We start from the raw sequence: 19,824 nt of genomic DNA on the forward strand, positions 1-19,824 counted from the left end.
GCCGTTCGTCTTATCGCCTGGGCTTGCGGGCGGCCAGCCCGGCGACGGCCCCGCGCGTCGCAGCCTCCTGCCCTCCCTGGGCGGGCGCCGCGCGAAGCCGGTCCTCGCGCCGCGCGCCACGGGCGATCGCCCGCTCCCGCTCGCGCTCGCGGGTCCTCACGGCCGTGCGAGCCTGGAGCGAGGCGAGGAGTCGCTCCGTGCTCCCGGCGATCTCGCTCACGGCCCGCTCGAACGTCGGGGCATCTGCCGCCGAGGGCTCACGGAGGCCGCTCACCTTGCGCACGTACTGCAGCGCCGCGGCGCGAATCTCCTGTGCCGTCGTGGGCGGCTCGAAGTGGTAGAGGACGCGGATGTTGCGGCACATGGGTCCCTCCCAGGCTCGCCCTTTCGTAATCCCGGGCCGGGGAGGGTTCACGTCTTCCGTGAGCGGCGACTGGACCGCGCTAAGGCATGCAGATCGGGGGCGCCGTGCAGAGCGCCTGGGCGGTCGCGAGCATGCAGATGTCCGGACCTTGCCCGGGGCAGACGGGCGCCGAGAAGTCGCCCTGGAGCGAGCTCCCGTCCTCGAAGGTGAGGGAGACGTGTCCGGTGACGGCCGAGCCGGTGATCTGGTCGAGCCGGAGCGTGCCGCCCTGCACCGACGGGCTGGGGGTGCCCGCGCAGGTCGGGGCCGCGCCCGTCGCGAGGGACTCGGCGAAGGTGACCGTGAGCCGTCCGGTGCCGTCCGGGACGGCCGTCGTGGCGCTCCCGTAGACCGTGTACGTCCCCGCCGCGAGCGTGGGCTCCGCGCCCGACGGATCGAGCTTCGCGAAGAGGAGGGTGACGTTCTGTGCGCCCGCGTGGAGCCTGCACTGGCTCGTCGCGTAGTCGCCGCAGGCGTCGGCGTAGGACGCGAAGTCGAGCGCGAGCGCCCGGACGCCGACCTGGCCGAGCACCGGCACCGTGCACGGTGTGGTGCCGGTCCCGGCCGGGATCGCCCTCACCTCGCGGGGCGTGAAGGAGCGCCCGCCGACGGTGCCCGAGAGGCCGCCGCCGCCACCACCGTCGCTGGAGCTGCCGCCGCACGCCAGCAAGAACGCCGAGACGAGGAAGAGCCTCCGCATGGATTCACCTCTCGTGCACGAGCACGTCACGCCGGGATCCGGCGCACCGCTGCAATGTACGGGCTGCCGCGGCAGCCGGCAGGGCTCACGGGAGGTGTACGGGCAGCCGGAGTGCCGGCGGGCACTCACGGGAGGCCGAGGCATTCGGCCACGGAGGGCGACGGAGGCGTCTCCGGGCTGACCCGGGCGGAGCCGCCCCCCTCGATGGAGACGACGTACACCCCTCCGCTGGCGCTCCCGTTCGAGATCTGGACGGCATCGGCGGGGTTCCCTGCGCCGCCGTAGTCGATGGAGCCAGTGACGGGCGTGGCGGCGGAGCCGTCCGGCGAGCGCGGCTGGAGGACGAACGTGAGCACGCCCGACATGTGCCCGTCTCCGCCCGAGTTGGCGTCGGTGACCTGCGGTCCGTCCACCCGGGCACCGCCGAGGTCCTCGAACGCCGAGTAGAGGATCGTGGTCGTGTTGTGCGTGAAGCCGCTCTGGGACACGCGGAGGTTGCCGGCGACGGTCCCGACGTAGGTCTCGGCCCGCTGGTACTGCGTCATCCCCGGACCGCCGAAGCCGATGATGCGGATCTCGGAGCTGCGGATGCCGAGGTTCGCGATCTGGAACGCGCAGGCGGCGTCCCGCGCCGTCGCCGTGCCGAGGCGCGCCAGCGCGGCGCCGAAGGCGGCGTAGGTCCCGGCGAGCGCGGCGTCGCCGGCGAGCACGAGCCGGCCGCCGTCCCGGATGACGGTGAGCTGGAGGGTGCGCCGCTCGTCGGTGCGCCAGGCGCCGCGCCGGCTGAGGAGCGAGGTGGTGCGCTCGTCCGGGAGCGTGTACTCCCGCTCGACCCGCAGCGTCGCGCGCCCCTCGCTCCCGGTCTCCGCCCACGTCCCCTGGAGCGTGCTCGCCGAGGTGCCGGCCGAGATCGGCATCTGCATCGAGGTGAACGCGAACGGGGTCGAGCCGTCGCTCGAGGAGGTGCCCACGAGGAGGACGCGGACCTCCGCCCCGCTGGCGGCGATCCAGGTGTCCCCGGCGACGCGCGCGGTGACGTCGAGCTTCTGCGCGACCTCCGCGTAGGGGCCGCAGGCGCCGAGGGCGAGGGCGACCAGGGCCGCCGCAGGGGCGGGACCGCGACGGCGCGCGCGCGCGCTCACCGCGCGACTCCCAGGCCGAGGAGGAAGCCCGTGCTGAAAGTGAATCCGTGCGCCAGGTCGTCCGCCCGCAGCGGATCGTACAGGTCGTACGCGAGCGCGCAGTAGGCGCCCACCGTGATGGGCTGCGAGAAGCCGTGGTCGCCCCGTCTCCACCGCAGGATCGCCCCTCCGCCGACGCCGAGCGGCAGGGCCGAGAAGTCGCGATAGCCCGGCTTGCCCGGGAGATACACCAGCGTCCCGTGCAGCCCGGGGCCCGCCTCCGCCTCCAGATCGGCGCGCACCGACCAGCGCCACTGCCAGCCGACGAGGAGGTCCCCTCCCGACCGGCGGCGGTAATAGTCACCGGTCGCGTACACGCGCCCGTCCTGGCGCGCCTGGAGCGGGAGGAGCGCGAACAGGTGGACGAAGGGACCGTTGACGCCGAGCGACCCGAGGTAGCCGACGCTCCCCGAGAGGAAGGTGTACTGGCTGCCTTCCTCGCTGAAGAAGGTCGTCGCGTGGGGGCCGGCGGCGAGCGCGTGGCGGGATCCGTCGTGAGCGCCGAGGGGATCGTCGGCCTCGCGGCCGGCGCCCGGCGCTGCCTCCGCGGCGGGAGCGGCGACAGGGGCGGCGGCGCCGAGCGCTCCGGCCAGCGCGAGGGCGAGCGTGCCGCGCGCCCCGCCCCTCACCGCGGCGCCTCCGCATACGCCCGTCGGGCCGCGGAGAGCGCGTTCGCATCCACCGCCTCGAAGCGCGACATCCGGATCCCGGCGAGCGCCTCGGCGCCCGCGGCGTCCGACGGGAGCGCCTGGAGCGCGGCGCGGAGCTTCGCCCACTGCGCCGGCGGCATGCGCCGGTCCACCGTCGCGACGATCCCCACCGGGAGCGACGGCGAGCGCGCGACCACCTCCAGCTCCGACGCGAGCGGGAGGTTCGGGAGCGCCGCCGCCTGGGCGCCGTCGAGGAGGACGGCGACCGGCTCACCCGCCGCCGCGCGCCGGAGCGCCGACAGCACCGCGGTCGACTGGACGATCCGCACGCTCGCCGGCAGCCGGCCCCACGCGCCGAGCGCAGGCCCGCGGACGAACCCGGGCGAGAACCCGGCGGAGGACAGGATCGTGTAGCCCTCGAGCGCCGCGGCCGTCGCGCCGCGTCCCTTCTTGAGGACGAGGCTCCAGCGCTCGAGCCCCGCGCTCCCCTGCGGCACCGGCTGGAGCTCTGCCCGAAGCGCGAGGGCCTTCTCGTGCTTCAGGAAGAACGGCAGGGAGACGACGGCGGTGGCGGCGCCCGGTGCGCGAAGGCGGGCGAGGCCGGCGTCCTCCAGCGGCTCGTAGGTCGCGCCGAGCGCGCCGGCCGGGAGCCCCGCCTTCGCCGCCGCGGCCGCGGCGAAGGCGTCCATCGCGCCCTGCGCCTCCACCGTCGTGCCAGGCGACCCCGGCGCGCAGAAGACGATCTTCGACGGCGCCGCCGCCGCGACCGCGGTCGCGCATGCGATCGAGGCCGCGAGCGCCGCCGCCCGTACGTACCGGTGACGTCCGAGGCTCACCCCGTGAACCTAGCGCACCTGCCCGGGGCGAGCCGGGGCCCAAGAGTATCCTCGGTCGTTCCGTCCGGGTCCGCTATGGATGCGAGATGCGCCGCGCCCTCCGGCTGACCAGGCGTTCACTGTACGTGGCGGCGAGCCGATGAGCCCACGGCTGCTCCGCGTGTTCACCCGGATCGTGGCGCTGCGCGCGCCGATCCTCGCCGCGTACGCGCTCCTCGCCGCGGTGGGCGTGGCGCTCGCGGTCGGCATCCGCTCCGACGCGGGCATCTCCGGGCTCATCGTCCCCTCGGATCCCGACTACGTCGCGACCCGCCAGTTCGAGGCGATCTTCCCCGAGCGCCCGATCGTGCTCCTCCTCCTCGAGGCGGACGATCCCTGGCGCCCCGAGGTGCTCGCGGAGACCCTGGCGCTCGAGGACGCGCTCCGCGCGATCCCCGGGGTGACGCCGGTCTCCGCGCTCGACGTCTACCGCCGCGCCCACCCGGGCTTCGCTCCGACCCCGGCCGGGGCCGCGGCGTTCCGCGCGTTCGCGACGGGGACCTCGTTCTTCCGCCGTCAGGGGCTCGTCGGCGACGGGTTCCAGGGCCTGGCGGTCGCGCTCGACGCGGCCGACCCGGCGCGGCGCGACGCGCTCCTCGCCGCGGTGGACGCCGCCGTCGATCGCGCGCCGCGCGACGCGGCCGTGCGGGGCGTCCGCCGGGTCGGCGCGCCGTGGGTGGAGGCGTGGATCGAGCAGGCCTCGCGGGAGGCGTCGCTCCGGTGGTTCCCGGTGTTCGGCCTGTTCGTCGTCGCCCTCGTGCTGTTCCTCTACCGCTCGTGGCGGACGCTCGTCGCCGTCGTCGTGGCCCTCGGGACCGCCGTGGCCCTCGCGGTCGCGGCGGGGAGGCTCCTCGGCTTCACGTTCACGGTGGTCTCGGCGCTCGTCCCGCTCACGGTGATGGTGACCACCCTCGCGAACCTGGTCTACGTCCAGTCGCGGTTCGTCGATCAGCCCGAGGACGTGGACGTCGACGCGCACCAGCTCTTCGCCCTCGCGAACAAGTTCCTGCCCGTCACCGCCTCCACCCTCGCGGCGGTGCTGGGCTTCGCGGCGCTCGCCGTCTCGAGGATCCGTCCCATCCGCGAGATGGGCCTGTGGACCGCCACCGGCCTGGCCCTCTCGTGGGTGACGGTGTTCACGCTCTTCCCCGCGCTGCAGAAGGCGCTCCGGACGCCCACCGGCCGCGCCGTCCCGGTCCGCAGCCGCCTCTACGATCGGCTCGCGGGGGCCCTCCCGTTCTTCACCTGGCGGCTGCGCTGGGTGCTCGTGCCGGGAGCGCTCGCGCTCGCGGCGATCGGGCTCGTGGCGATCACAGGCGTCCCGGGGCGGCTCGCGCCGATGCGGGTGGGCGTGGACTCCCTCGACTACGTGGACGCCTCGCTCCCCATCCACCGGGACATCGTCTACTACCGCGACCACGTCGGCGGGCTGAACGTCGCGCGGGTCTGGGTGCGCACCCGCGGCGCGGTGACCGATCCCGAGGTGCTGCACGCCCTCGACCGCTTCGCCTCGGCGGCCGAGCGCGAGCGGGACGTCACGTCCGTCGTCGGCCCCACCACCTTCCTGCGGATGCGCCGCTACCTCGCGTCCGGGGACGATACGCTCCCCGCGGACCCCCAGGCGTTCGCGGCGCTCGCCGGGGACGTCGAGCAGCTCCTGCTCGCGGAGCCGGAGCTCCGCGCGTTCATCGACGCCGGCTCGCTCTCGAACGCCCAGCTCACGGTGGTGTTCCGCGGCACGGAGGAGCGCGACTTCCGCGCGCTCGAGGCCGCGCTCGCCGCCGACTGGACGCGGGCGGCCGGCGGGACGCCGGCCCTCGAGGGCGCGTCGATGCGCGTCGTGGGCGAGTCCTTGCTGCAGGCGAAGGTGGGGGCGAGCCTCGTGCCCACGCTCGCGGAGAGCTTCGCGATCACGGCCGCGCTCATCTTCGTGGTGTTCCTGTTCGTGTTCCGCAGCGCCGCGGCGCGGCTCATGGCGATGATCCCCTCGGTCTTCGCGATCCTGGTCACGTTCCTGGGGATGCGCCTCACCGGCACGCCGCTCAACGTGGCGACCATCCTCATCGCGACCACGGTGCTCGGGACGACGGAGAACGACCAGATCCACTTCTTCCACCACCTGCACGAGGGCGAAGGGGAGGGTGGGCTCGACGGCGCGCTCCGCCACGCGCTGCGGGTGTCGGGGCGGCCCATCGCGTTCGCGACGCTCATCAACGCGGCCGGCTTCCTGGGCCTCTCGTTCTCGAGCTTCCCGCCCATCCGGCAGTTCGGGGTGGTGACCGCGGGGGCGTTCCTGCTCGCGATGCTCGCGGACTTCAGCGCGCTCCCCGCCGCGCTCTGGCTCGCGCGGCGCGAGCGCCCTCGCACCGGGTCCGCTCAGCCCGCCACGGCGCTCCCGCGCGCCACGCGCAGGTAGAGCGCCTCCAGCCGGCGCACCGAGTCCTCGAACCGGAAGCCTGCGGCGAGCGCGAGGCACCGCGCGCGCGCCTCGCGCAGGCGCTCGGGCGCGTCGAGGAGCAGATCGAGCCGGCGCGCGAGGTCGGACGGGTCGCCCGGCTCGAACAGGAACTCCTCCGAGACGGCGAACTGGCGGGCGGCGCTGTGCGGGGCTCGCGCGACGAGGGCAGGCGTCCCGCACGCGAGCGCCTCGAGGACCGCCATCCCCTCGAGCTCCACCTCCGACGCGTGGACGAGCAGGTCGGCGGTGACGAGGAGCCGGCGGAGCTCGTCCTCGCTCACGAACCCGACCTCGGCTGGGACGGGCAGCGTCGCCGCCCGGCGCCGGAGGGCCTCCTCCTCCGGGCCCCGGCCGGTGACGACGAGCTGGATGCGGTCCGCGTGGCGAGAGCGCCGCACGCCCTCGACGGTGACGTCGAGCCGCTTCTCCCGCGCGAGCCGGCCCGAGGCGACTACGAGGAGCTTGTCGCGGTGGCGCTCGTGGCGCTCCATGGGCGTGGGCCCGAAGCCGGGCGGGATGCCGTTCGAGATCACCTCGGCGGGCGCGCGGAGCCCGTGGACGCGCAGCTCCTCGAGCGCGAAGGGGCTCGGGCACACCACCGCCGCCGAGCGGTCGAAGAGCCGGGAGAGGAAGAGCCGGTACGTCCAGTCGACGAGCCGCGCGGAGCGCAGGCCGACGTTGTAGAGGAGGTTCTCGGGCTGCACGTGGAAGGCGGAGACGAGCGGAGCGCCGACTGCGTTCGCGATCCCCGCGGCGCGGAGCCCGAGCCAGAAGGGGAACTGCACGTGGACCACGTCCACGCGCCGGAACAGCGCCTCGAGCGTCCGGCGGCGGGGGACCGCGAAGACGAAGCCGTTCTCCCGCATCAACCGGCCGACGAGCGGCAGGTAGAAGGCGGGGAGCGCCAGCGTGCCGTCGCCCTGGGCGCCCGCCGCGACGACGGTCACGTCGTGCCGCTCGCGGAGCGCCTCCACGAACCGCAACGCCGAGCGGACGCCGCCCGCGATGGCGGAATCGAAGGTGTCCGCCACGAAGGCGATGCGAAGGCGGCGGTAGGGCTGCATCCGACCGAGAGTAATCGCGAGTCCCGACCGCTGCGAGGCGCCCCGACCGGGGCCGAACGAGAGTCGAGAGTCGAGAATTGGTGACCGGGCCGACCGAGAGTAAGGGGGAAAGGGGAAAGGAGCGGCCGACCGAGAGTAGTCGAGCTTCGATCGCGCAGACTCGCGGGAGAACGCCACCTGAAGAGGTGTCCGCCGGGTCGCGCGTATCGTACGTACAGTGAATGGACGTGCGTCACGCGGAGCCGCCGGTCGACCTCAGCGCGAGCGAGGTCGTGCTCGAGCAGCGCCGGCGGGCCGGCGCACGAGAACAATCTGCCTGGAGCGGGTGCCTGGCCGGGTCAGGCAGGCGCTGCGCACCGGACTGCGTGCTCGATCCGAAGCTGATACGTCCCCGCAGGGAAGATGATGGTCGCGTCGCCCGCTCGTCGCGCTCGCCACGCGCTGCGATAGGCGCGCAGGAAATCGCCGAGGCGCGCGAGCGCCTCGATGCGCTTCCACCTGTCGCGTGCAGCTACCCGCGGATTGAGCTCGCGCCTGGGCTCGCCGGGAGCAGGGCGCGCGAACGGCGACTGCGCACGGACGCGCTTGCGCCCGAGAAAGCCGCGTGCACCTTCGCACTGTCGCGCGTCCTCGAGCTCTCGCAGCGCCACCGCGACGAGGGCCTGGAACTCCTCGGCCGACGCGAAGCCTGGGGGAGTGGTGAGGCGCAGCTCGGCCGATGCTGGCATGCCGCCGCTGGGGCTGAAGAAGACCTTCGGGCGGGGAGCGATGAGCTTCGCCGATCCGAGCTGCTCGGGAGCGGTCCAGAGCCCCGGCCACTCGCGACCGGTGGGAACGAGCCCCGCGGTGACGGGATTCGCGAGGACGTAGGCGGCCTTGCGCACGACGTCGCTCGGCGCGACGGGGGTGACTGCGCTGTACGAGTTCTCGGAGGACCAGAAGCCCTCCCATCTCCCGAGCGACGCGTTGACGGCGCGGGCGACGAGTGAGTCGAGATACTGCATGAAGGCGGGGAGCCGCGCTTCGGGGTCGGTGACGAGGAGGTGGTAGTGGTTCGAAAGCACGCAGAAGGCGTGGACCTCGACGCGGTGGATGCGCGCGGCGGCTGCGAGGACGTAGAGGAAGATCGCGTTCGTGACGTCGGATGGCCGCAGGAAGAAGCGCCGTTCCGAGCAACGACGAGTCACGAGGTAGGTGACTCCTGGCAAGATCTGGCGTGGAGCGGTCACGTGGGGACGCGAAGGCAGGAGGCGTGCCGCCACGGGAGCCGAGGCCCGAAGCTCCTTTACGTACACGGTCGAACGAGGCGAGGTTCGCGGTTCGGCCCTCAGGACCGCGGTTCAGTTCTCTCGGTCCGGCAGGTGGGCGTGCTGGTTCGGCCCTCAGGACCGCGGTTCAGTTCTCTCGGTCCGGCAGGTGCTCCGATGTGGGACGCGAGCGCCGTCTGGCCGGAACCTTTAGGCAGTACGCCGAGATGGCCGGCCTGCGGCTTGACGCCACCCCGTCCAGTTGAAGATCATGCCGCGCCGCTCGTCCAGTGTGCTCGAGCGCCAGGTTGTGCGTGGCGGCGCCCGCTCACGTTCGCAGCCTCTGTTACTTCTGCCCCGAATGTCTGGACGCCGATGACGACGCGACTCTTGCCCGTGCTCTGGGCGCTGCTCCTCCTCCTGCCGGCCGCCCGCGCCGTGGCCGACACGGAGGAAGAGCTCACCGTGCTCAGCTACCACGAGGTCGCCGAGCCCGGCCAGGCGCTGGTGCCGCAGTACGCCGTCACGCCCACGGACTTCGTGAGGCAGATGGATTGGCTGCGGAACCACGGGTACCACTTCGTGAGCGTGGCCGACGTGCTGGCCGGCCGCGAAGGCAAGAAGCCGCTCCCGGACAAGGCGGTGCTCATCACCTTCGACGACGGCTATCAGTCCGTCTACGACCACGCCTGGCCCGTCCTCAAGATGTTCCACATCCCCGCCGTCATCAACGTCGTGGGGAGCTGGCTCGAGGAGAAGGGCACGGTGGACTTCGACGGGAAGCGGCTCCCCCGCGAGCAGCTGCTCTCCTGGCGCGAGCTGCGGGAGCTGTCCCAGAGCGGGCTCGTCGAGATCGGCAGCCACAGCTTCGACCTGCACCGCGGCATCCTCGGCAACCCGCAGGGCAACATGCAGCCGGCGACCACGACCCGACGCTACCTGCCGGAGGCGAAGCGTTACGAGGACGAGACCTCCTACCGCAAGCGCGTGCAGGCGGATCTCGAGCGCAACGACGCGCTCATCCGCCGCAACACCGGCAAGGCGCCCCGCGTGATCGCGTGGCCCTACGGCCGGTACAACAAGACGACGCGGGAGGTCGCGGAGCGGCTCGGCATGCGCATCGGCCTCACGCTGGACGACGGCGCCAACATGCACGACACGCCGCTCTGGGCGCTGCGCCGCATCCTGGTCGAGGGGGGGATGAAGCTGTGGGATCTGGAGCGCGAGATCACCATCCGCAACCAGAACCTCTCCGACAACGACCGCCCGCAGAAGATCATGCACGTGGATCTGGACTACGTGTACGACGCGGATCCCGCGCAGCAGGAGCGGAACCTCGACCGCCTGATCGACCGCATCGCCCGGATGGGCGTGAACGCGGTCTACCTGCAGGCCTTCTCCGATCCCGATGGGAACGGCTCGGCGGACGCCGTCTACTTCCCGAGCCGCAACATGCCCATGCGGGCGGATCTGTTCAACCGCGTGGCCTGGCAGATCCGCACCCGCACGCAGGTGAGGCGGCTGTATGCGTGGATGCCGGCGCTCTCCTGGGAGCTCCCGGCGAGCAACCCGGCCGCCCGCGACAGGGTCGTGACGCTGCCCGGGGAGAAGACCGGGCGCGTCGACATGGGGTACCTCCGGCTCTCGCCGTTCTCGGCGCGCGCGCGGCAGGCGATCCGGGAGATCTACGAGGACCTCGCGCGCGCGGCGCCCTTCGAGGGCCTGCTCTTCCACGACGACATCACGCTGTCCGACTACGAGGACGCGAGCCCCTTCGGCCTCAAGACGTACCAGGCGTGGGGGCTGCCCGCGTCGGTGCCGGAGATTCGCAAGAGCGACGACCTCATCGGCCGCTGGACCATCCTCAAGGTCAACGCGCTCGACGACTTCGCGATGGAGCTCGCCGACGTCGTGCGGGAGCAGCAGCCCACGCTGAAGGTCGCGAGGAACCTCTACGCGCGGGTGGTGCTGAACCCGAAGGCCGAGGTCTGGTACTCGCAGTCGCTCGACAACTCGCTCGCGCGCTACGACTTCACGGCCATCATGGCCATGCCGCTCATGGAGCGGGCGGCAGACCCGGGGACGTTCTTCCACGACCTCGTGAACGCGGTGAACGACCGCCCGGGGGCGATGAAGAAGGTCGTCTTCGAGCTCCAGTCCGTGGACTGGCGCGAGGACAACCGTCCGATCGACAGCAAGGAGCTCGCCGACCAGATCCGCAGCCTGTACGGCATGGGAGTGCAGCACGTCGGCTACTACCCCGACGGCCTCTTCAGCAATTCGCCAGCCACCGGCGTGATGAAGACGGTGCTGGACGGCAAGCCGAATGCCCCCGCGACGCGCTGAGAGGAGGGCCCGGTGACGGCTCACCCCGAGACGCTGTGGCACGGGCTCCTCGCCTTCGTCTTCTATTACCCGCTCTTGATGTCGTTCCTGTGGATGACCGGGGCGGCGCTGTTCTACTGGCGCTTCGAGCGGGCCGACACGGCGCGGGAACGGCCCCCCTCGACCCCGGGCGCTCCGCCGGTGAGCATCCTCGTCCCCTGCTACAACGAGGGCGAGAACGCGGAGGAGACGCTGAGCCACGCGCTCGCGCTCGACTACCCCGAGTTCGAGGTCATCGCCATCAACGACGGCAGCAAGGACGACACGGCCGAGGTGCTGGAGCGCATGGCGGCGCGGCACCCGCGCCTGCGCGTGGTGCACCTCGCGCAGAACCAGGGCAAGGCCATCGCCCTGCAGACGGGGAGCCTGCTCGCGAAGCACGAGATCCTGATCTGCATCGACGGCGACGCGCTGCTGGACAAGCAGGCCGCGCACTGGTTCGTCCGCCACTTCGTCGAGAGCGACTGGGTCGGCGCGGTGACCGGGAACCCCCGCATCCGCAACCGCTCGACGCTGCTCGGGCGGCTGCAGGTCGGAGAGTTCTCCTCGATGGTCGGCATCATCAAGCGCGCGCAGCGCAGCTTCGGCCGGATCTTCACGGTGAGCGGGGTCATCACGGCCTTCCGCAAGTCGGCCGTGCACCAGGTCGGCTACTGGAGCGCCGACATGCTCACGGAGGACATCGACATCACCTGGAAGCTCCAGCGCGCGGGCTGGGACGTTCGCTTCGAGCCGAACGCCCTGACCTGGATCCTCATGCCCGAGACGCTGAAGGGCCTGTGGAAGCAGCGGCTGCGCTGGGCCATGGGCGGCGCCCAGGTGCTGCTGAAGAACCTCGACGTCCTGCGTCACCCGAGCCAGAGCTTCCTGTGGCCGCTGCTGGTGGAGATGTGCGTCAGTGTGTTCTGGTGCTACTCGATGCTGCTCTTGACGGTGCTGTGGCTCGAGGGGATCGTGCTTCCCGGGGGCGCGCTGCCGGTGATACGTTCGCCCCTGAGCCCGCAGGGAAGCGGCGTCATCCTGGGCACTACCTGCCTGTTGCAGTTCGCGTTCAGCAAGTGGCTGGACAGCCGCTACGACCGCGGGCTCGGGCGTAACCTGTTCTGGATGATCTGGTATCCCTTCGCGTTCTGGATCATCAACACCGCTTCGATCGTCGTCGCTTACCCGAAGGTCCTCTTTCGCAGCCAGGGCAAGCGGGCTCGCTGGATCAGCCCGGACCGTGGCATTCGCTGATGTCGGATTGAACAAATGAGCGGTTCACTCATCATCAATGCGCGGGACCGCCTGCGCTGGCATCAGCGGCTCTGCTCCGATGCGTCCACCGTGCTCATGTGGGGAGCCTGGCTGAAGCTGTGGTACCCGGTGATGCGCTCCTTCTCCTGGGTGGCGGACATCAACGTCCTCTCCCAGCTCACGCTGATGAAGCTGGCGTCCGTGGGCGCGACCGCCGATGTCCCGCGGTACGCCATCGCGCTCGTCGGGACCTCGGGGACGCTGCTCCTGTGGAACCGGCTGCCGGCGCTGAAGGTGCGCACGCCCAACGTGCGCTCCGTGAGCGACTACGCCCGCCACTTCGAGCTGTCCGAGGACGAGATCCTGGCCGGCCGCGGCACCGCCGTGTGCGTGGTGCACCACGACGAGGGCGGCCGCATCATCCGCGTGGAGCGGCGCCAGCCCGCCGAGGCCTTCCGGCGCCACGATCCCGAGCCGCTCCAGGTCGAGCGGGCGGCCTGATCCGCGGCCGAACCTCCTGCAGGAGTGTCCCTGGCGCGCGCCGGCCCACGGCCGCGTACGCGGCGTGAGGGTCGGGATTCCTGCGAGCGCGCCGGTGCGCGCCGAGCTCCCGGGTCAGCCCGTCAGCTCGCGGTCGAACTTGCCCCGGAGGAACTCGCGGACCTGGGCGGACGGGCGACGCCGATCGAGATCGACGTTGCCCTGACCGGAGGCCTGCGGCTCGCGCATGGGCGAGACGACCAGCTCGGGCGCGGCGTCCCGACGACGATCCGCCGACGGGAAGTTCCGGACCTGCTCGCGCGCGACGCGCCACGCCTGCTGCACGGTCCAGGAGAGCGAGCGATCGAGGCGGACCGCCTCTTTCATGATCTCGCGCAGCGTCTCGTCGGGGAAGTACAGCGACTGTTTCTGTTTTTCGGTTCCGGCCATCCCTGCATTCCCTCCGCGGTGCTGTTCGCATCGTACGCGTGTCGACACGTTCGGCAACTCCGCGGCGTGCTTGCTTGATCGTAATCGTGGCTGCCCCGTCCGATCGGGGGAGTCGAGCGCCCTGCGCCTCGCGGTGCAGGCCACGAGCGAACGTCGCGCGGGCGAGCTCAGCGCCCCAGTGACAGGGCCTCGACCGCCTCGGGCCGAAAGCGGAGCCCGATGCCTGGACGTTCGGGGATGCGGGCGAGGCCGTCCGCGATCTGCAACGGCTCCTCGAGGATCGCGTCGGCCCAGTCGACGTACTCCAGGTAGTGGCACGTCGGCGTCGCCGCCAGCAGGTGCGCGCTGAGCTCCGGCAGCAGGTGGGACGACATCTCGATCCGGTGCGCCGCGGCGATCCCCGCCGCCTGGATCCAGCCCGTCACGCCGCCGATGCGAGCCGCGTCCGGCATCACGTGGTCGCAGGCACCGGCGCCGAGCGCCTCGATCATCGACTCGGGACCGTTGAAGTTCTCTCCGAGCTGTACGGGCACGGAGAGCGCCCTCGCGATCGCCGCGTTGCCGGCATAGTCGTCGTGACGGGTCGGCTCCTCCAGCCAGGCGATGCCCTCCGACTCGAGCGCGCGTCCGCGGCGGATGGCCTCCGAGACGGAGAGGGCCTGGTTGTAATCGACCGGCAACGCGATCTCGTCGGGGAGCCGCCCGCGGACCGCGCGCGTGACGGCGAGGTCCTCCTCGAGGGTCGGATGGCCGAGCCGCAGCTTCACGCTCCGGAATCCGCCCGCGAGGAGCTTCTCGGCCTCGTCCGCAGCAGCGTCCGGCGACATGAGGCCCAGCCCGCTCGAGTTGTAGGCGGGGATGGGCCTCGGCCTCGCCCCGAGCAGCGTTGCGAGCGGCGCGCCCGCGGCGACGGCGAGCGCATCCCAGATCGCGGCGTCGAGCGCCGACAGGGCCATGCGGACCACGCTCGCCACGCCCACGAGCGCGAACCGCCGGGCGAGCTTGGAGGCGATCTCGAGCGGCGCCGCAGGATCTCCCTCGACGACCGACACGGCGTCGCGCAGCACCGCGTCGATCGCCCGCGGCACGCTCCGGCGATAGCAGAACAGGTACGTGCGCCCGGTGATCCCCTCGTCGGTCTCGAGCTCGACGAGCAGCAGCGGGGCGCGGGTCACGGTCGCCGCGCTGGTGCCGAGGGGATACGTCATCGGAACCTCGACCGCGAAGGTGGTCACCCCTCTGATCGTCAGCGGCGGCAGCTCGGGGACGCTCGGCGCGGGCATGAGCGACGCTCCTCCAACGCGCGTGCATGAGCAGGCGCTGGGGCACGATCAAACGCGCGTGCCGGGTCGCTTGGGGTCACCCGAACGCACGCTCGAGCTGGGCACGTCGCGGTCGGTGGTCGGCGTGGAGGATCCGCCGGTGCACGTGGAGTCGCGAGGCATCCGCCGGGGAGGGCGTAAGAGATGCGGCCCGGCGGAGGGGAGCCGCCGGACCGCTTGATCTGCCTCACCAGGGGGAACGTCGCGCACGCAGTCGGTCGCAGGCGGCTGTCGTACATCCTCAGGTTACTGCGGCCTCGTGACGCAAGACATCCCGTGGCTCCGGGAGCCCCAAATGTGCGGCGAACCCCGCGCGATCCGGTGACCTTCTGTCGAACGCTGCGTTCGCGCCGCTCTCATGTGCGGCGTCTTGCCGCGTGGCTTGCGGTGGTGCGCGTTTGGGGCGTGTGGGCGTAATGTCCCCGAAGCATGGGACCCCCCGCGCACCCTCACGAGGCGGCATTCCAGGCCGTGACCGCCGCGTTCGCCTCCCTCGGGCGCGTATGCCTCGCACTCGACGTCGAGTACCGGATGCGGCACATCTCCCCGCTGCTGGACGATCTGCTCGGAGCGGGCGCGGCCGAGCACTACCGCGGCCGCCCCATCGTCGAGCTGCTCGGGTGCGAGCTCTTCGGCGTGGACGGGCCGTTCCGCGCGGCGCTCGCGGCGAGCGAGCGCCGCGAGGGCTGGCGCGCGTGGCTCCCCGATGGCGCGGGTGGGCGCCGGCCGACGTCGGTCACCGTGGCGCCGCTGCGCAACCTGGGCGGCGCGTGCGATCGCGAGGCCGTGTACCTCATCGTCCTCCGCCCGGCGGATCCCGAGGTCGGCGAGCCCTGCGGCCCGGCGCGCTCCACGAGCCTCGTCGTGGGGTCGCCCGCGATGGAGCGGGTTCAACGCCTCGTGGAGAGCCTCGACCACTCCGACGTGTCCGTGCTCATCGGCGGGGAGAGCGGCGTGGGCAAGGGCGTCGTCGCCCAGGAGATCCACGCGCGCTCGCGCCGGCGCGAGCGGCCGTTCGTGGCGGTCAACTGCGCGGCGCTGCCCGACGCGCTCCTCGAGTCGGAGCTGTTCGGGCACGTGCGCGGCGCGTTCACGGGAGCGCTGAGGGACCGGACCGGGCGCTTCGAGCTGGCGGACGGCGGCACGCTGTTCCTCGACGAGGTCGGCGATCTGCCCCTGCACGTGCAGGCGAAGCTGCTGCGCGTGATCCAGGAGAGGTCGTTCGAGCGCGTCGGCGACAGCCGCACGATCACCGTGAACGTCCGGATCATCGCGGCGACGCACCGCGACCTGCGGCGCGAGGTCGAGGCGCGTCGCTTCCGTGAAGACCTGCTCTACCGGCTGCGCGTCTTCCCGATCGAGATCCCCTCGCTGCGCCAGCGCCGGGAGGACGTGGCGCCGCTCGCGCGTCACCTGCTCGCGCGCTCCGCGGCGCGCACCGGTCGAGAGCTGAGGCTGTCTCCCGAGGCGCTGCGCCAGCTCGAGGGATATCGCTGGCCGGGCAACGTCCGGGAGCTGGAGAACGCGCTCGAGTATGCGGCGACGGTCGCGACGGGGCAGACGATCCAGCCGGAGGACCTCCCATCGGAGGTGCTCGCCGTCGCGGAGCCTGCCCGGAGCGCGCACGACGCGACCGTCGAGCGGGAAGGGGTGCGCGGTTCGTCGAGGCGGCGGGATCCTCCCGCGCGCGAGGAGCTGCTCGCGGCGCTCCAGGAGAACCGCTGGCACATCGCCGACACCTCGCGGGCGCTCTCCGTCTCCCGCTCCACGCTGTGGCGGTGGATGCGCGAGCGCCGCGTCACGCGCGCGTCCTAGAACGGCGCGTCGCGACGGAATGTCGCGACATGCCTGGGATCCACGGGCCCGCGGCCTCTGATCGCTCGAAAGAACGCCATGCGTCGGGGTGGCGCACCCCTTGCTCATGTGACGGGGCAGGGCGACGCGACCGCGATGCGGCACGGGCGGAGCCGGGCGCTCACCGCGCTCGACTCCGCATCGAGGGGGGACGTGTGCGCGTTCGCCAGCGCCTGCGCTCGGTGCGCGGCGCGATCGATCACGAACGCAGTTGGGAGGATCACATGACCAGACGGACCCTCGCCGTCCTCGTCGTCTCCGCCGCCGCGCTGGCCTGCGGCGGCGCGACCGACGACGGACTCGGTGCAACGACACAGGCAGCGCAGAGCCCGGGCGGCGGCACGCCGACCTTCAAGATCCTGGCGAGCAACGATCTCGGGATGCACTGCGCGTGTCCCAGCTTCGGCACGTTCATGCTGCTGCCGCCCTACAACACGCTCCGGGCGCAGGTGTTCCAGACGGGCAGCCTCGACCCGGTGCTCCTCGGAGCGAGCAGCCAGTACAAGGTCACCTACGACGTCCTCGAGAACACCGACGCCGCGATGAAGGCGGACCCGTACTTCGCCAACTGGATCCAGAACTCCCCGAAGATCTTCCCCGGCTTCCAGCCGGTGCGGGCGGACGGCCGCATCCAGGGGCTCGGCGGCGCGACCTTCAGCGGCGACATGGACGTCAAGACGACGCCGGCGACGACCTACTTCGAGAAGGCCGGCATCCCGGCCTATCCAGTCGTGACGGGCACCGCCACGGACATCATGACGGATCCTCTGGGCGGCCCGAACCGGACGCCGTACCTCACCGGCCGCATCCGGGTCGTCGAGACGGCGACCGGCCAGGTGATGGCGAGCGACGACGTGACGGTGCCGGTGGCGTTCGGCGGCTGCTGCAACTGCCACCTGAAGCTCGCGGGAGCGTACGGGAAGCCGGCCACGCCCGCGGGCTCGTTCGAGACGATGGGCATGCTGCACGCGCGTGACGCCCGGATCGACTTCTCGAAGCTGGACCCGGATGGCGACGGCGTGGGCGGCCCCATCCGCTGCTCGGTGTGCCACTGGGATCCGGCCATGGGCGAGAGCCAGGCGCCGGGCTTCGCGGCGACGTATCCGAACTACCAGATCCTCCCGGGCGCGACGTTCACGAGCGCGGACGTGCGGACGTCGCAGTACTCGTTCTCGGACGTGCTGCACCGGTTCCACGCGCAGAGCTCCGCGGTGCTCACGTCGTACGACGCGAACATCGCGAAGAACTGCTACGACTGCCACCCCGGCAACAACGTGAACTGCTACCGGGACACGCACACCACGAAGACCAACGCGAGCGGCCAGCCGATCTGGTGCACCGACTGCCACGGCGACCTGAACCAGCGCATCGCGCAGAACCAGATGGCGAACCCGTGGTCCGACCAGACGCTGCCCACCTGCGCGCAGTGCCACGGCACCAAGTACGGCGAGCTGTCCCCGTCGCACGCGAACTGGCTCAAGATCGGCGTCTTCGGCAAGTACCTCAACTCGAGCGGCCACAAGTTCGACAAGGTGCTCTGCTCGTCGTGCCACGGCTCGCCGCACGGGCTCAACCCGTCGACGCTCGCCAAGGACAACGTGCAGAACGTCGCGCTGCAGAACGACTCGCGCGCCATCGGTGTCTGCAACGTCTGCCACACCGGCAAGTCGGCGTCGTGGGGGGTGCCGCCGCACTAGGTCGCGCGGCGTGAGGACGGCCGCGGGAGGCATGCTCTCCCGCGGCCCGTCCCGCCGCACAGCTCGCGTCGAGGCCGACCGCGGGCCGTAGCTGCGGCCACCCCGCCGCAGCGAGACCTCTCGCAGCGGCTTCTCGTGCGCGGGTGCAGCCCCCGCCACGAGCGGCGTGACCGACTTCGTCGCGACAAGACGTCGCAACGTCGCCGTCGCGGCGCCTTCGCGCTGCGCGTATCCGGGCAGGAACACGCCGCTTCGGTGGTGGCATGTCCCGTGCTCTAGCGACGCGGCAACGCGACGCACACGAGGCGCGGTCCGGAGCCCGGCGGCACCCGCTGTCAGCCGAACCACGCCGACGAGGTCCTCGGCCGGCAAGCGCGCGAGGACAGAGGTGCTGCTCGCCGACGTCGCCGGCCTCCGGGGCGCCGGCCTCACCATCGAGAGGGACGACAGATGAAGAGAGCGCTTTACGCATTCCTCGCCATCTCCGCGATGCTGGCGGCGTGCGGAACCGAGCAGGAGCTGGCCGCGCAGAGCCAGGCCGAGACGGCGGCGAGCTCGTACACGATCACGATCGTGTCGCAGAACCCCTCGAGCGGGGTCGCGATCACCGTCAGCCGGGCCGACCTCTACGGCAGGGCGAGCGGGACGACCGAGTTCACCCGTACCTACACGACGGGCACGGCCCTGTCGCTCACCGCGCCCTCGAGCGCCTCCGGGGCTCCGTTCCAGAAGTGGCAGAAGAACGGCGTCGACCTCACGTCCAGCACGACCGCCAGCATCACCGTGAGCGCGCAGGATCGCTACACGGCGATGTACGGCTCGAGCTCGGGCGGGAGCTCCCCCACCTTCAAGATCCTGGCGAGCAACGATCTCGGGATGCACTGTGCGTGTCCGAGCTTCAGCACGTTCATGCTGCTGCCGCCGTACAACACGCTCCGGGCACAGGTGTTCCAGACCGGCGCGGGCGAGCCGTCGCTCCTCGGGGCGAGCACCCAGTACAAGGTCACCTACGACGTCCTCGAGAACACCGACGCCGCGATGAAGGCGGACCCGTACTTCGCGAACTGGATCCAGAACTCCCCGAAGATCTTCCCCGGCTTCCAGCCGGTGCGGGCGGACGGCCGCATCCAGGGGCTCGGCGGCGCGACGCTGAGCGGCGACATGGAGGTCAAGACGACGCCGGCCACGACCTACTTCGAGAAGGCGGGCATCCCCGCCTATCCGGTGGTGACGGGCACCGCCACGGACATCATGACGGACCCGCTCGGCGGCCCGCAGCGCACGCCGTATCTCACCGGTCGGATCCAGGTCGTCGAGAAGGCGACCGGCAAGGTGATGGCGAGCGACGACGTGACGGTGCCGGTGGCGTTCGGCGGTTGCTGCAACTGCCACGTGAAGCTCGCGGGCGCGTACGGGAAGCCCACGACGCCCGCGGGCTCGTTCGAGACGATGGGCATGCTGCACGCCCGTGACGCCCGGATCGACTTCTCGAAGCTCGATCCGGACGGCGACGGCGTGGGCGGCCCCATCCGCTGCTCGGTGTGCCACTGGGATCCGGCGATGGGCGAGAGCAAGGCGCCGGGCTTCGCGACGACGTATCCGAGCTACAAGATCCTCCCGGGCGCGACGTTCACGAGCGCGGACGTGCGGACGTCGCAGTACTCGTTCTCGGACGTGCTGCACCGGTTCCACGCGCAGAGCTCCGCGGTGCTCACGTCGTACGACGCGAACATCGCGAAGAACTGCTACGACTGCCACCCCGGCAACAACGTGAACTGCTACCGGGACACGCACACCACGAAGACCAACGCGAGCGGCCAGC

16 protein-coding genes are annotated in these 19,824 nt (G+C 71.8%); 7 read left to right on the plus strand and 9 right to left on the minus strand.

All coding sequences use genetic code 11. The features are described from left to right. Positions 1-10 precede the first annotated feature (10 nt). The 5 genes from MNZ39_RS04625 to MNZ39_RS04645 all read right to left on the minus strand — a co-directional run bounded on the left by MNZ39_RS04625 (position 11) and on the right by MNZ39_RS04645 (position 3,770). Complete coding sequence (locus tag MNZ39_RS04625) at positions 11-364, minus strand: DUF2277 domain-containing protein (protein ID WP_242335181.1); 354 nt, start codon at positions 362-364, stop codon at positions 11-13. A 79-nt stretch (positions 365-443) separates the two neighbouring features. Continuing rightward, a complete protein-coding gene (locus tag MNZ39_RS04630) occupies positions 444-1,103 on the minus strand; it encodes a hypothetical protein (RefSeq protein WP_242335184.1) in 660 nt (219 codons plus the stop codon). 125 nt (positions 1,104-1,228) lie between these two features. Further along, positions 1,229-2,245, minus strand: a complete 1,017-nt coding sequence (locus tag MNZ39_RS04635) for a hypothetical protein (RefSeq protein WP_242335187.1) — start codon at positions 2,243-2,245, stop codon at positions 1,229-1,231. Beyond that, positions 2,242-2,913: a hypothetical protein gene (locus MNZ39_RS04640; protein ID WP_242335190.1), complete on the minus strand. Its 672-nt coding sequence runs from the start codon at positions 2,911-2,913 to the stop codon at positions 2,242-2,244. The genes MNZ39_RS04635 and MNZ39_RS04640 overlap by 4 nt, the downstream gene beginning before the upstream one ends. Further along, positions 2,910-3,770 (minus strand): phosphate/phosphite/phosphonate ABC transporter substrate-binding protein, encoded by an 861-nt coding sequence (locus MNZ39_RS04645; RefSeq protein WP_242335193.1) that lies wholly within the window; start codon positions 3,768-3,770, stop codon positions 2,910-2,912. The genes MNZ39_RS04640 and MNZ39_RS04645 overlap by 4 nt, the downstream gene beginning before the upstream one ends. 139 nt (positions 3,771-3,909) lie before the next feature. Here MNZ39_RS04645 and MNZ39_RS04650 point away from each other — a divergent pair, with 139 nt between their 5' ends. Beyond that, positions 3,910-6,225: an RND family transporter gene (locus MNZ39_RS04650; protein ID WP_242335196.1), complete on the plus strand. Its 2,316-nt coding sequence runs from the start codon at positions 3,910-3,912 to the stop codon at positions 6,223-6,225. Here MNZ39_RS04650 and MNZ39_RS04655 read toward each other — a convergent pair. Beyond that, complete coding sequence (locus MNZ39_RS04655) at positions 6,186-7,331, minus strand: glycosyltransferase (RefSeq protein ID WP_242335199.1); 1,146 nt, start codon at positions 7,329-7,331, stop codon at positions 6,186-6,188. The genes MNZ39_RS04650 and MNZ39_RS04655 overlap by 40 nt on opposite strands. A gap of 338 nt (positions 7,332-7,669) precedes the next feature. Beyond that, positions 7,670-8,560 carry a transposase gene (locus tag MNZ39_RS04660; protein WP_242335202.1) on the minus strand — a complete coding sequence of 297 codons (891 nt, stop codon included), beginning with the start codon at positions 8,558-8,560 and terminating at the stop codon, positions 7,670-7,672. 393 nt (positions 8,561-8,953) lie between these two features. On the opposite strand from MNZ39_RS04660, the gene pgaB reads away from it, so the two are divergent. From pgaB to pgaD, 3 genes are read left to right on the plus strand one after another with little or no spacing between them, the layout of a single operon-like run. Beyond that, a complete protein-coding gene (gene pgaB / locus MNZ39_RS04665; protein ID WP_242335205.1) occupies positions 8,954-10,924 on the plus strand; it encodes a poly-beta-1,6-N-acetyl-D-glucosamine N-deacetylase PgaB in 1,971 nt (656 codons plus the stop codon). 12 nt (positions 10,925-10,936) lie between these two features. After that, a complete protein-coding gene (pgaC, locus tag MNZ39_RS04670) occupies positions 10,937-12,199 on the plus strand; it encodes a poly-beta-1,6-N-acetyl-D-glucosamine synthase (protein WP_242335208.1) in 1,263 nt (420 codons plus the stop codon). Between the two features lie 15 nt (positions 12,200-12,214). Then, the gene (pgaD, locus tag MNZ39_RS04675) at positions 12,215-12,700 is read left to right on the plus strand and encodes a poly-beta-1,6-N-acetyl-D-glucosamine biosynthesis protein PgaD (RefSeq protein ID WP_242335211.1); all 486 of its coding nucleotides are present in this window, start codon (positions 12,215-12,217) and stop codon (positions 12,698-12,700) included. A gap of 114 nt (positions 12,701-12,814) precedes the next feature. Here the strand turns inward: pgaD and MNZ39_RS04680 are convergent, their stop codons facing one another. Both MNZ39_RS04680 and MNZ39_RS04685 read right to left on the minus strand, forming a co-directional pair. Continuing rightward, complete coding sequence (locus tag MNZ39_RS04680; RefSeq protein WP_242335214.1) at positions 12,815-13,129, minus strand: TIGR04563 family protein; 315 nt, start codon at positions 13,127-13,129, stop codon at positions 12,815-12,817. A gap of 167 nt (positions 13,130-13,296) precedes the next feature. After that, a complete protein-coding gene (locus MNZ39_RS04685) occupies positions 13,297-14,412 on the minus strand; it encodes an enolase C-terminal domain-like protein (protein WP_242354935.1) in 1,116 nt (371 codons plus the stop codon). Positions 14,413-14,880: 468 nt separating this feature from the next. Here MNZ39_RS04685 and MNZ39_RS04690 point away from each other — a divergent pair, with 468 nt between their 5' ends. The 3 genes from MNZ39_RS04690 to MNZ39_RS04700 form a co-directional block, all read left to right on the plus strand. Then, complete coding sequence (locus MNZ39_RS04690) at positions 14,881-16,266, plus strand: sigma-54-dependent Fis family transcriptional regulator (RefSeq protein WP_242335220.1); 1,386 nt, start codon at positions 14,881-14,883, stop codon at positions 16,264-16,266. A gap of 263 nt (positions 16,267-16,529) precedes the next feature. Then, positions 16,530-18,002 carry a hypothetical protein gene (locus tag MNZ39_RS04695; RefSeq protein WP_242335223.1) on the plus strand — a complete coding sequence of 491 codons (1,473 nt, stop codon included), beginning with the start codon at positions 16,530-16,532 and terminating at the stop codon, positions 18,000-18,002. Between the two features lie 450 nt (positions 18,003-18,452). Further along, the coding region (locus MNZ39_RS04700; protein WP_242335226.1) for a hypothetical protein at positions 18,453-19,824 on the plus strand (1,372 nt) is incomplete at its 3' end.

This window comes from Anaeromyxobacter sp. SG66 (assembly GCF_022690805.1).
GTDB lineage: Bacteria > Myxococcota > Myxococcia > Myxococcales > Anaeromyxobacteraceae > Anaeromyxobacter > Anaeromyxobacter soli.